Source organism: Oricola indica (genome assembly GCF_019966595.1).
Taxonomy (GTDB): Bacteria; Pseudomonadota; Alphaproteobacteria; order Rhizobiales; family Rhizobiaceae; genus Oricola; species Oricola indica.
This window is the reverse complement of record NZ_JAINFJ010000001.1, coordinates 847,953-859,846: the sequence shown is the minus strand read 5'-3', so window position 1 is coordinate 859,846 and position 11,894 is coordinate 847,953. Positions and strand designations below refer to the sequence as shown.

General features: G+C 63.7%; 14 protein-coding genes. 5 read left to right on the top strand and 9 right to left on the bottom strand.

What is annotated here, in order from left to right; all coding sequences use genetic code 11:
- Window position 1: 1 nt before the first annotated feature.
- The 5 genes from LC343_RS04080 to lgt form a co-directional block, all read right to left on the bottom strand.
- The gene (locus LC343_RS04080; protein WP_223475808.1) at window positions 2–592 is read right to left on the bottom strand and encodes a hypothetical protein; all 591 of its coding nucleotides are present in this window, start codon (window positions 590–592) and stop codon (window positions 2–4) included.
- Window positions 593–647: 55 nt separating this feature from the next.
- Window positions 648–1,799, bottom strand: a complete 1,152-nt coding sequence (locus tag LC343_RS04075; RefSeq protein WP_223475807.1) for a M24 family metallopeptidase — start codon at window positions 1,797–1,799, stop codon at window positions 648–650.
- 33 nt (window positions 1,800–1,832) lie between these two features.
- Window positions 1,833–2,627, bottom strand: a complete 795-nt coding sequence (gene pgeF / locus LC343_RS04070) for a peptidoglycan editing factor PgeF (RefSeq protein WP_223475806.1) — start codon at window positions 2,625–2,627, stop codon at window positions 1,833–1,835.
- A 72-nt stretch (window positions 2,628–2,699) separates the two neighbouring features.
- Entirely contained in the window at window positions 2,700–3,788 is a 1,089-nt protein-coding gene (locus LC343_RS04065; protein ID WP_223475805.1) for a class I SAM-dependent methyltransferase, read from the bottom strand.
- Window positions 3,785–4,621, bottom strand: coding sequence for a prolipoprotein diacylglyceryl transferase (gene lgt / locus LC343_RS04060; RefSeq protein ID WP_223476108.1), 837 nt, complete (start codon window positions 4,619–4,621; stop codon window positions 3,785–3,787). Before lgt ends, LC343_RS04065 begins: the two co-directional genes overlap by 4 nt.
- 118 nt (window positions 4,622–4,739) lie before the next feature.
- On the opposite strand from lgt, the gene LC343_RS04055 reads away from it, so the two are divergent.
- The 3 genes from LC343_RS04055 to LC343_RS04045 all read left to right on the top strand — a co-directional run bounded on the left by LC343_RS04055 (window position 4,740) and on the right by LC343_RS04045 (window position 6,203).
- A complete protein-coding gene (locus LC343_RS04055; RefSeq protein WP_223475804.1) occupies window positions 4,740–5,000 on the top strand; it encodes an accessory factor UbiK family protein in 261 nt (86 codons plus the stop codon).
- Window positions 5,001–5,327: 327 nt separating this feature from the next.
- Window positions 5,328–5,828 carry a type III secretion system chaperone family protein gene (locus LC343_RS04050; RefSeq protein WP_223475803.1) on the top strand — a complete coding sequence of 167 codons (501 nt, stop codon included), beginning with the start codon at window positions 5,328–5,330 and terminating at the stop codon, window positions 5,826–5,828.
- A gap of 12 nt (window positions 5,829–5,840) precedes the next feature.
- Window positions 5,841–6,203, top strand: a complete 363-nt coding sequence (locus LC343_RS04045) for a tRNA-binding protein (protein WP_223475802.1) — start codon at window positions 5,841–5,843, stop codon at window positions 6,201–6,203.
- Here LC343_RS04045 and LC343_RS04040 read toward each other — a convergent pair.
- From LC343_RS04040 to LC343_RS04025, 4 genes are read right to left on the bottom strand one after another with little or no spacing between them, the layout of a single operon-like run.
- Window positions 6,200–7,252 carry a trans-3-hydroxy-L-proline dehydratase gene (locus LC343_RS04040; RefSeq protein ID WP_223475801.1) on the bottom strand — a complete coding sequence of 351 codons (1,053 nt, stop codon included), beginning with the start codon at window positions 7,250–7,252 and terminating at the stop codon, window positions 6,200–6,202. The two genes, LC343_RS04045 and LC343_RS04040, sit on opposite strands and share 4 nt — an antisense overlap.
- A 10-nt stretch (window positions 7,253–7,262) precedes the next feature.
- A complete protein-coding gene (locus LC343_RS04035; protein WP_428982493.1) occupies window positions 7,263–8,690 on the bottom strand; it encodes an ATP-binding protein in 1,428 nt (475 codons plus the stop codon).
- Window positions 8,691–8,734: 44 nt separating this feature from the next.
- Window positions 8,735–9,445 carry a response regulator gene (locus tag LC343_RS04030; protein WP_223475800.1) on the bottom strand — a complete coding sequence of 237 codons (711 nt, stop codon included), beginning with the start codon at window positions 9,443–9,445 and terminating at the stop codon, window positions 8,735–8,737.
- Window positions 9,442–9,969 (bottom strand): MarR family winged helix-turn-helix transcriptional regulator, encoded by a 528-nt coding sequence (locus LC343_RS04025; protein WP_223475799.1) that lies wholly within the window; start codon window positions 9,967–9,969, stop codon window positions 9,442–9,444. The genes LC343_RS04030 and LC343_RS04025 overlap by 4 nt, the downstream gene beginning before the upstream one ends.
- Window positions 9,970–10,193: 224 nt before the next feature.
- On the opposite strand from LC343_RS04025, the gene LC343_RS04020 reads away from it, so the two are divergent.
- Both LC343_RS04020 and LC343_RS04015 read left to right on the top strand, forming a co-directional pair.
- A complete protein-coding gene (locus LC343_RS04020; protein ID WP_223475798.1) occupies window positions 10,194–11,084 on the top strand; it encodes a branched-chain amino acid aminotransferase in 891 nt (296 codons plus the stop codon).
- Window positions 11,085–11,209: 125 nt separating this feature from the next.
- The gene (locus LC343_RS04015; protein ID WP_223475797.1) at window positions 11,210–11,854 is read left to right on the top strand and encodes an MBL fold metallo-hydrolase; all 645 of its coding nucleotides are present in this window, start codon (window positions 11,210–11,212) and stop codon (window positions 11,852–11,854) included.
- Window positions 11,855–11,894: the final 40 nt, after the last annotated feature.

The following is an 11,894-nucleotide window of genomic DNA, read 5'->3' as shown; positions in this document are numbered from 1 at the left end:
CTCACGCGGGTGGTTGCGGCGCGGGCTGGGCGGCGCTCCGAAGCCAGAGGACATACTGCGCCATGATCTTGTCGGCGATCGCTTCCATGGCCTCCGGCGTGACGGATGCCCATGGGTCGGACGTCGCGCCGGGAACCGATTCCTGCCCCTGGATACGATGGACGCGCTGGCCGCTCGGCGAAACCACGTCCCAGACATGGATGACGGTTGTCGCCCCGTTTTCGGTAAAGGCGGAGAAATAGCCCTTGATCTCGTGCGTCATGCCGGGCGTGCCGGCCGCGACCAGGCTAACGCCATTGGCCGAGCCGACGGTGACGAGCCGACGCGACATCGCCTGGATCAGTTCGACCGGAGCGCCGACGACGGGCGCGAAATAGACACGGGCGGATACGGGTCCGGCGGCGGGCTGGGCCGTGCCGGGCGTTGTCCCCGGCGCGCCGGGATCGGAAAGCTGGGGGAACTCGGCGTTCGAGGTGGCTTCCTGGTCGTTTTGCTGCTTGCCGAACCCGAACGTGCTGTCCGCGCCGGTGCAGCCGGCGACGATGAACAGCAGGCACATGATGCCGGCCAGTCGTGGCAGGATCCCCGTCATTCAGCCCCTTTCACGCGCTTTACGCGCTGTTTTCCCTGTCCCTGATCCCTTTACCCTAACCGACAATCAAATCAAGGTTGTGGCGGGAAAGGCATTCAGGCGAATTTTCCGTGGTCAGGTAGGTCTGGCCGAGCGTCATGGCCGTACCGCTCTCCGAATCCGCGATGATCATGTGGGCGAACAGCACCATGTTCGGCTCGATGATAGCGGGATTGGCGGCGTAGAACATAGGCCGGTCCATCCATGAGGGCGTGAAACGCGCGCCGAGCGAATAGCCGCAGGCGTTCAGCCGGTGACGGGTCAGGTCGGCGGCCGCCATTGCCTTGGCGTGGGCGTCGAAAACGTCGCCGAAAGTGTTGCCCGGAACCATCGCCTCCTCACAGGCCAGAAGCGCGCTTTTCGCGGCTTCGTAGAGCTCGAGATGGCGCTCGGAGGGTTTGCCCGTCAGCGCGGTGCGCATCATCGCGACATGGTAGTGGCGGTAGACGCCGGCCCATTCGAGCGTGAGCTGGTCGTTCTTGGTCAGTTTGCGCCGGCCCGACTTGTAGCGGCAGAGGAGGGCGTCCTCGCCCGAGCCGATGATGAACTCATTGCCGGGATAGTCGCCGCCGCCCTCGAAGACCGCGCCCTGCATGGCGGCGAGAATGGCGCTTTCGTCCGTGCCCTGCTTGATGAGCGGCAGCGCGGCGGTCAGGGCGTCGTCGGCGAGCTTGCCGGCCTTGCGCACATATTTGATTTCCGCCTCGGATTTCACCGCGCGCAGGTTGGGAACGATGCGCGATGCGTCCTCCAGCGTGGCGAAGGTGCTGAGCGCGTCATCGACGCGCCGTCCGTTGAATGCGGTCAGGCCCTGCGTGTCGTATTCGATGCCGATGCGCGCGCCCAGAAGGTCGCGGTCGGACAGAAGATCGCGCAATTCGCGCGCGGGATTGGCCTGGGCGCGGTCCTCCCACACGACGATGGTCTCGACATTGGAGGTGTGACGGGCCTGGCGCAGATCGGCGGAGCGGGTCAGCAGCGACACGTCGCCGGATTTTTCCACGATCATGCACTGGAAGAAGCAGAAGCCGAACGTGTCGTAGCCGGTCAGCCAATACATGCTCTCCTGTGCGAAGAGCAGAATGGCATCCAGCTTCGCGGCTTTCATCTCTCCAAGAAGGCGCGTTTTGCGGTCCTCGAATTCCTGCTCGTCAAAATGCAGTGCCATAAGGCGTCTCCTCATGCCGTGAAGCGAAGTCAGTCAGTTACTCAACACAATTGCGGATATCTGGCGCCCGTAGTCGGGCTCGCGGCGGTGTGTTGTCCGCCGATACGAATAGAACAGGGTCTCGTCCGAATAGGTGCAACGGCCGATCTGGTCCGCATCGACGCCCGCGTTGCGCAACCGCATGATCGTATAGGCGGGAAGGTCGAACATGAAATGCCCTTCGCGCCCGGAAGGTGTGAAGAACTGCGCGTTCGCCGCGTCTGCGGCGCGGAATCGCGCCTCGAATTCGGGCCCGACCTCGTAGTTTTCGCCGGAGATGGACGGTCCGAGCACGGCGCGTATGGCGTCGCGTTGCGCCCCGGCCTCGACCATCGCGTCGACCGTGTTCTCGATCACGCCGCCCAGCGCGCCCTTCCAGCCGGCATGGGCTGCGGCGACGACCTTGCCGGCGTCGTCGGCGAACAGGATCGGCCCGCAATCGGCGGTCAGGACGCCGACGACAACGCCCGGCGTCGCGGTGACGACCGCATCCGCCTTCGGGCGGGCGTCTTCGGGTATCGGTTCGGAGATTGTCACCACATCGGGCGAATGAACCTGGTGCGGCGTCGACAGCGGCTGACCCGGCCGGCCAAGCCAGCCGGCGACGCGCTCGCGATTTTCGCGAATCAGTGAGGGGTCGTCATCGGAGCCAAGGCCGACATTCAGGCCGGCATAGATCCCCTGCGAAACGCCGCCCTCGCGGGTGAAAAACCCGTGCCGGACATTGGGAATGCCGGACAGACGTTCGGATCGGATCGGTCGCACCGCGTCCCGGGTTTCATCGTTCATGGATTATGCTTGCTCCGCCGCAGGCACCCTGTTTCAGCTTCATGACCATGTCAACAAGACGAATGCGCGCGCTTACCCGAAGGGCGGCAGGGTCGCCGGTTCGCCCGTCAGGCACAAGACCTTGAACAGGCTGCCCATTTCGCCTTCGCCGGTTCCGGCGAGCCGCGTGGCGGCGGTGCGGATGGCCGCTTGCGTCGATTCGTCCTTGTCGCGGCCCAGAGCGCCAGCCCTTTCCGCGAGCCCGAGCGACAGGAGGAAATCGCCCTGCATCATCGCGGGCATGGCATGCGCACCGGCCATCTTCGCGGCGTCGGCGATCGCCTGAAAATCGACATGGCTGGTGATGTCGGCGCGGCCGGGCGTCTCGAAGACCGGGACATAGCGATGCGCGCGCAGGGCTTGCAGCGTATCCGCGAAGCCGGACCGGGTGTGGCCGTAATCCACGATCAGTGCGGTGCCTCCGTGGTCTTTCAGCTGCGCGCCGATCCGCGCGGCGATCGCTTCGCGGGCGGGTGCGAACTCGAAGATCGCACCGTCCCGCGCCGTGTCGGCTCCATCGGGCAGGATCGACAGATCGGCCAGCGGCGCGCCCGCGACGAAGGCGAAGCCCTCCGCGTCATCGAGGCCGACCAGCCTTTCGCGCCATGTCCCGCCCGTCTTGACGATCTGGCGCACGGGCACGGCGTCGAACAATTCGTTGGCGACGAGGAAAAGCGGCGCGTGGGGCAGGGAGGCGAGGTCGTCATGCCATTCACATTGCGCGGCGTGGGGCCCGAGTGTTTCGCGCTGGATTGCGCGCAGGCGCGGGCTGGTCTCGATCAGGTGAAGCCGGGCGGCCTCCATGAATGCCGGATCGATGCGGGCGGTGCGCAGGATGTCGCGCATCAGCGTGCCGCGTCCGGGCCCCATCTCGGCCAGCAGGAAAGGGGCGGGGCGACCGAGGCTGCGCCAGGCATGAACGAGCCACGCGCCGACGATTTCGCCGAACATCTGGCTGATCTCTGGCGCGGTGACGAAATCCCCCTCCGCGCCGAAGGGCTCATGCGTCGCATAATAACCGCCCTGCGGGTCGAACAGGCAGGTCGCCATGTAGTCCGAGACGGGGATCGGCCCCGATGCGCGGATCAGGCGGCGTATCCGGGTCGCGAGATCGGTGCTCATTGCGCGGCGGGTTTTCTCGCTGTGGCGACGAGCGCGAGGCCGAGAAGGATCATCGGGATCGACAGCACCATGCCCATGGTCAGCCAGCCGCCATAGAGGTAGCCGATCTGGAAGTCGGGTTCGCGGTAGAACTCGACGAAGGTACGCGCCGCGCCATAGCCGGCGATGAAGACGCCGGTGACGAAACGTGGCGATCTCAGCTTCAGAAAGGTGTGGGTGCACAGGCGCAAGACGAGCAGCAGGACAAGGCCTTCCAGCGCCGCCTCGTAAAGCTGGCTCGGATGGCGGGCGATGTCGCCCCCCGTGGGGAAGACGACGGCCCAGGGCACGTCGCTCGGGCGGCCCCACAGCTCCGAATTGATGAAATTGGCGACCCGCCCGAAGAACAGGCCGATCGGCACGACGGCGGAGACGATGTCGATCAGGCTCCAGACCGGCAGGCCGCGCCGCCATGCGAAGGCGAACATGGCGACCGTCGTGCCGATCAGACCGCCGTGGAAGGACATGCCGCCCTGCCAAGTCTGGAGAATGCGGGACGGTTCCTCCAGATAGAGAGGCAGGTCGTAGAACAGCACGAAGCCCAGCCGTCCGCCGACGATGATGCCGATGGTCGCCCAGAGCAGGAAATCGTCCAGGTCGGGAACGGAAACCGGGGCCTTGCCGCCCCAAATCCGTTCATTGCGGACGATCCTGCGGGCATAGAGCCAGCCGAGCACGATGCCGACGATATAGGCGAGCGAGTACCAGCGGATGGCGAGCGGGCCGAATTGCACGATGATCGGATCGATGTCCGGGAAGGCGATGGCGAGTTGGCTCAATGCAGGGGAAAACATCGGATCCAGTTTCTCTTTGGCGGGCGTTCTGCCGGACGAAATGGCGGTCATGCTTTCGCCGGCTTGCAATGCGCCGGGCGCGGCAATACCTATTGTCTTGAACACGGGAGTAGCCGCCATGACAACTGGCCCGAACAAGTTTATGGACGATTTTGCCCGCCTGATGACCGACATGGCCGGCACCGCGCAAGGCATGCGCCGCGAGGTGGAAACAGCCTTCCAGCACCAGGCGGAGAAGTTCCTGGCCGGCATGGATCTCGTCCAGCGCGAGGAGTTCGACGCCGTGCGCGAGATGGCCATCAAGGCGCGCGACGAGAACGAAGCGCTGGCAAAGCGTATCGCCGAACTCGAGAAAAAACTCGCCGATTCCGCCAAATAGGCCGCGGCAGAGCCTTTAATTAAAATTCACAGTGATTTTTTTTCGCCTCTTAATCATCGAAAAAATCGAGGATTAAGAGTCGGTTAATGACTCCCCGGAATCGCGCGCCGAAACCTATCCACACCTGATTTGGGTTGGGGGGGCTTTTCCGCGACTCACGGATCAATAGACTGAAATTATTGAGTGATTCGTACCATGCGAATGAAAGTAAGCGCAGCCGCGTCAGTCCGTTGCAGCACTCGTTCGCCTTCATCGTAACCGTGTCGCGTCTCTTGAACCGGTTTTGAAAGCGCCGCCTTCGGGCGGGAAACGAAAATAGGATTGGCAATGAGCCTGATTGAGCTTGATTATTACCGTGCCGCGCATCCCGTCGATGTGATCGAGCAGGTCGCTCACGTGAATGACTGGAATTTCGAACGGACCGGCGACGACGAGATCGCCGTGGCGGTCGCGGGGCACTGGACCAACTACCACATCTCCTATGCATGGATGGAGGACTTCGAGTCGCTGCATTTCGCCTGCGGCTTCGACGTCAAGGTCCATGAAAGCCGCTTCGTCGAGCTGATGCGGCTGCTGTCGCTGATCAACGAGCAGCTTTTGATGGGGCATTTCGACCTCTGGGAGAAGGAGGGTGCCGTGATGTTCCGTCACTCGCTTCTGCTGGCCGGCGGCGCGGAGCCGACGGAGGCCCAGGTCGAGGTGATGCTGTCGAGCGCCATCGAAACCTGCGAAGCCTACTACCAGGCGTTCCAGTTCGTTCTGTGGTCGGGCGCGACCGCGAAGGAAGCGCTGGAAAGCACGATGTTCGAGACCCAGGGCGAAGCCTGAGGGAGATGATGGATGGCACAGGATCTCGAGGCGCTCGCGCCTGAGATAGGTTTCGACGATTATCTGCGGGTCGATATCCGGACCGGCACGATCGTCGAGGCCGAGCCGTTTCCGGAGGCGCGCAAGCCGGCGATCAAGATGATGATCGATTTCGGTCCCGAGATCGGCGTGAAGAAATCGTCGGCGCAGATCACCGAGCACTACAAGCCGGAAGAGCTGATCGGCCGCCAGGTGATGGCGGTCGTCAATTTCCCGCCGCGCCAGATCGGCCCGATCCGCTCGGAAGTGCTGACACTCGGTTTCCACGACGAGAACGGCGCGGTCGTGCTGGCCGGACCGGGCCACACCGTGCCGAACGGCAAGCGGCTTCTCTAGGCCTGCTTTTTTCTGTCTTCCCCGTGGCCCGGCCATGTGTCGGCGACACGGTAGCCTGCGGGCCAGGGATCGTCCGGGTCCAGCATGTGCTGATGGGTGCCGGTGATCCATGCGCGTCCGCTGATCTGCGGGCGGATGGCCGGCAGGTCGCCGACGCGGGTGGTGCCGAGAATGCGCCCCTCGAATTCCGAGCCGATGATCGAAACGCCGGTGAAGCTGTCCGCCTCCGTCATCTCGCCTTGCGCGTGAAGAAGCGCCATGCGGGCCGAGACGGCGGTGCCGGTCGGCGAGCGGTCGAGCTTGCCCGGCTGGATCGACACGACCGATTTGGCCCTCAGCGACGAACCCCGGCGTTCGATCGGGCCGGCGAACAGGCAGAAGGAATGATGCTTCCAGTCTGCGCGTTCCGGATGGGCGAAGGCGTAGCGGTCATTGGCGGCGTTGGTGATCCGGACGCCGAGTTCGGCGAGATGGCGCGCCTCGGCGGGTTCGAGCGATAATCCCAGGGCATCCGCGTCGACAACCACGAAGCTGTCGCCACCGAACGCCGTGTCCACCGTGATCGTGCCGAGGCCGGCGACCTCGAGAGGCACGCCGGCAAGGCCGACGAAAGCGGGCAGGTTCTCCACCGTGATCCGTTCCGCCTTGCCGTTCGCGCAGTCGGCGCGGACGCGCACGAGGCCGCCCGGCGCCTCGAGCACCATGTCCGTCACCGGCTCCCGCATCGCGACGATGCCGGTGTCGAGCAGCACCGTGGCGACGCAGATGGAGTTCGAGCCGGACATGGGCGGCGTGTCTTCCGGCTCCATGATGATCCACGCGGCCTGCGCCTCGGGATGCTTCGGGGGCACGAGCAGGTTCACATGGCGGAACACCCCGCCGCGCGGTTCGTTCAGGACGAAATTGCGCAAGGTCTCGTCCTCGGCGATCCATCTGCGCTGGTCCCAGACCGTGTCGCCTGGCGGCGGCGCGACACCGCCGACGATGACGTCTCCCACCTCGCCCTCGGCATGGCAGGAAACGACATGGATGACCTTTGTGCTGCGCATCAGGGTTCCTTCAGACCGGCAGGCGGAGGACGGCACGCAGGCCGCCCATCGGGCTGTCGTCGAGTTCGATGTCGCCGCCATGGCCGCGCGCGATGTCGCGGGCGATTGAAAGACCAAGGCCCGTCCCGCTCTCGTTCAGGTTCCTCGCCTCGTCGAGCCGGAAGAAGGGGCGGAACACATCCTCGCGCCGGTCCTCGGGAATGCCGGGTCCGTTGTCGTCGATGGTCAGGGTCAGCCGGCCCTTTGAATTGCGGGCGACGATATCGACATGGTCGGCGTAGCGGAAAGCGTTGGAGGTCAGGTTGGTGACAAGCCGCAAGAAGGCGCCGGGCCGCACGACGATATCCGGACGGCCGATGAGGCTGGTCTTGACGGTGTTGCCGGAGAGTTTTCCGTCGGCGCGGATCTTGTCGAGAACCTCGTTGAGGTCGAGTTCCTCTGTCTCCTCCTTCGCGTCGCCCTTGGCGAAGGACAGGTAGCCCTCCAGCATGGACTGCATGTCGGCGACGTCCTTTTCGAGCGCCTCGTTGACCTTCTTGTCGCCGGAGAGCGCGAGTTGCAGCTTGAAGCGCGTCAGGATGGTGCGCAGGTCGTGGCTGACGCCGCTCAGCATGGTCGTGCGCTGCTCGATCTGCTTTTCGATGCGTTCGCGCATCTGGATGAAGGCGAGGCTGGCGCGGCGGACCTCGATGGCGCCGCGCGGGCGGAAATCGGCGGGCAGGGGGCGTCCCTTGCCGAAACTCTCGGCCGCCTCCGCGAGTTTCTGGATCGGCCTGATCTGGTTGCGCAGGAACAGGATCGCGATGAACAGAAGAACGAGCGACGTCCCCACCATCCAGAGCAGGAAGATATGCGTGTTGGACGCGTAGGCCTGGCTGCGCCGCGCCAGCACCCGGAGCACCTTGCCCTCCATCAGGATGCGGATTTCGACGAGATTGGAGTTGCCGACCGTGTCGATCCAGAAGGGTCTGCCGATCTGCCGGGTGATTTCTTCCGAAAGAATGCGGTCGAGAATCGAAAAGAACGGTTTCGGCGCGGGCGCGGGAAGCGGATCGGGCGGCAGGATGGCGACGTTCAGCGCGAGACGCTCGCGCGCCATGCGGATGACATCCTCGTATTCCGCGTCATGCGGATAGGTCTCGATGATGTCGATGATCGCCGCGATATCGCGCGTCACGGCGGTCGACAGGCGCTGGGTGACCGTCTGCCAGTGGCGCTCCATGAACACGAAGGCCACGACCGACTGCAGCAGAACCATCGGGGCGATGATGATGATCAGCGAGCGCGCATAGAGGCCGCGCGGCATCGACCCGGTGAAACGTCCGAGGAAGCGCCGCAACTGGATTGAGGAATTGCGCACAAGCCGACGCACGCGTAGCGCCATTGTGCGCCTGCGCGATCTCTTCACCCGGTTTTCGCCGAGGTCTGCCGTGGCCATGCCGCCCGTCTGTCATTCGAACGGGATCGACCCGTTCCGTTTCGTTATTCGATGGAGAGACGGTAGCCTATTCCACGGACGGTTTGAAGATAACGGGGATTGGCCGGATCCGCTTCGATCTTGCGGCGCAGGCGGTTGATCTGCACATCGATGGTGCGCTCGCCGATGCCTGCGCCTTCGGCGAACATCTCGTGGCGCGGAATCGTGTCGCCTGCATTTTCCGCGAACCGGACCATGATCTCCTGCTCGCGGTCGGTCAGATGAACCAGTTCGCCATTGCGCTTCAGTTCGCGGCGTCCGATCACGAAGGTGAAGGGGCCGAAGACAATCTGCTCGATCTTGGGCTGGGAGGCGGGCGCGCCGCGCCTGACGATATTGCCGACCCGCAAAAGCAGTTCGCGCGGGTCGAACGGCTTGGGAAGATAGTCGTCGGCGCCGGCTTCCAGGCCTTCGATGCGCTGTTCGGTGTCCGAGCGGGCGGTCAGCATCAGGATCGGCACCTGGCTGTCGTCCTTGCGCAGGTTGCGCGCCAGCGACACGCCGCTCTCGCCGGGCATCATCACGTCGAGAACCAGGAGATCGAATTCGAGGCCGGCGATCTTGCGGCGCGCTTCCTCGGCGGTGGCCGCGCTGGTGACGCGGTAGCCGTTCTGGCACAGAAATTCCGTCAGCAATGTGCGAATTCGGGTGTCGTCGTCGACGATCAGGATGTGGGGGGCATCATCTGTGATGCCGGAATCTGCGTTTTCGTTCATTCATCCTCGCTCGCGGCCGTTCCGGTACCTTCCGGTTTCCGGGTCGGACCGGCTTCGCGTTGTGCCGCGGACAGCATGGCGATCTGGGTTTTTGCGTCCTCGGTCGCCATGGCCAGCAGAAACTTCGCGATTTCCTCCTCCGCGCAGCCCGACCGCTCCAATGCCGCCACTATGCGGCGAGACTGTGGCTCCCGCAGTTCGCGGATCAGCGTCTTTCCGGTGTCCGTCAGGTAGAGTTCGCGTTGCCGGCGATCCTCCGGCCCCGGCTTCTGCGCCACGTGGCCGGCATCCACCAACTGCTTGAGAACCCGGGCAAGGCTCTGCTTGGTGATCTTCAGGAGATCGAGAAGTTCGGCGACGGTCAGGCCGGGTTTGCGGTCCACGAAATGCAGCACCCGGTGATGCGCGCGCCCGAAGCCGATTTCGCCGAGGATCGTGTCCGGATCGGAGATGAAGTCCCGATAGGCGAAGAACAGGAGCTCGATCAGTTCGGATGCGGGAAGGGGGTCGGTTTTCGGTTTCATCGCGGAAGTTGGCCGGAGGGAACGGGAAGGCATCGTTATATGTCAGCTATGTTGACATAAATTGCAACGACGAGTAATTTCTTTCAAGGGTGCGGCATGTACCGCGCAGCATTTGAAAAGAACCGCGATCCGGTTTTTCATGGTTGTTGCGCCCAAACGGGTTCATACTGTCCCTCAAAACAAGACGCAAAACAAAAGATCACGGCGGAAGAACGGAGTTTCCCATGGCTGGAGTGCCTTTTGATCAGCTGGACGGCCATATCTGGATGAATGGCGAATTCGTGCCGTGGAAGGACGCCAAGATTCACGTCCTGACCCATGGCCTGCATTATGCGAGCGCGGTGTTCGAGGGCGAACGTGCCTATGGCGGCGAGATTTTCAAGCTGACCGAGCACACAGAGCGGCTGCATGAATCGGCCCGGCTGCTCGGTTTCAAGATTCCCTATTCGGTCGAGGAGATCGACCAGGCCTGTATCGACCTGCTGCACAAGCAGGGCTTTACCGATGCCTATGTTCGTCCGATCGCCTGGCGCGGTTCGGAGATGATGGGCGTGTCGGCGCAGCAGAACCGCATCAATCTGGCGATCGCGATCTGGCAGTGGCCGTCCTATTTCGACCCGGCCCAGAAATTGAAGGGCATCCGCCTCGACCTCGCCGAGTATCGCCGTCCCGACCCGCGCACGGCGCCGTCGAAATCCAAGGCGGCGGGCCTTTACATGATCTGCACGCTGTCCAAGCATGCGGCCGAGGCGAAGGGCTATGCCGATGCGCTGATGCTCGACTGGCGCGGCCAGGTCGCGGAGGCGACGGGCGCCAATGTGTTCTTCGTCAAGGACGGCGTGATCCACACGCCGACACCGGACTGTTTCCTCGACGGGATCACCCGGCGCACGGTGATCGGCCTCGCCAGGAAACGCGGCTACGAGGTGGTGGAACGCGTGATCATGCCGGAAGAGATGGAAGGCTTCGAACAGTGCTTCCTCACCGGCACGGCGGCGGAAGTCACGCCGGTTTCGGAGATCGGGCCGTACTCATTCGAGGTCGGCGAGATCGCGTCCACGTTGATGAACGACTATACCGAAGCGGTTCATCCGCGCGCGGAAGCCGCGGAATAAATCCGACGGATCGGCGGCAAGGTATCAGGGGCGGCTCGAGTGGCCGCCCTTTTCCATTGGCCTTGAAGTTGCGGCGGATAAGTCGCAGGTAGCGGGCACGACAATCCGGAAACGAGGAAATTCCCATGGCGGCGACGCTCAACGCGCTGATCATCCCGGTCACCGCATTCCAGCAGAACTGCACTGTGCTGTTCGATTCGGAGACAAAGCACGGCGTCGTGGTCGATCCGGGCGGGGACGTCGATCATATCCGCGAGGCGCTGGACAAGAACGGCATCACGGTCGATGCGATCTGGCTGACGCATGGCCATATCGACCATGCCGGCGGCGCGATGGATCTCAAGGAGGCTCTGGGTGTCGAGATCATCGGTCCGCACAAGGACGACAAGATGCTGCTTGACGGACTGGAGGCCCAGGCGCGCATGTTCGGCCTCGATGACAAGGTCCGCAACGTGACGCCGGACCGCTGGCTGGAGGAGGGCGAGACGGTCTCTTTCGCCGGGCACGAGTTCGAGGTGCTGCATTGCCCCGGTCACGCGCCGGGCCATGTCGTCTTCTACAACCGGACGGCGGGTTTCGCCCATGTCGGCGACGTGCTGTTTCGCGGTTCGATCGGCCGGACTGACCTGCCGGGCGGCGACCACGCGACGCTGATCGCGTCGATCAAGACCAAGCTGTTTCCGCTGGGCGACAATATCGGATTCATCTGCGGGCACGGGCCGGGCGGCCAGATCGGCGAGGAACGGAAAACCAACCCGTTCCTGACCTGAAGGTCTTCGGTTGCTGGCGCCGTCTTGTGGCGCGGAAGCG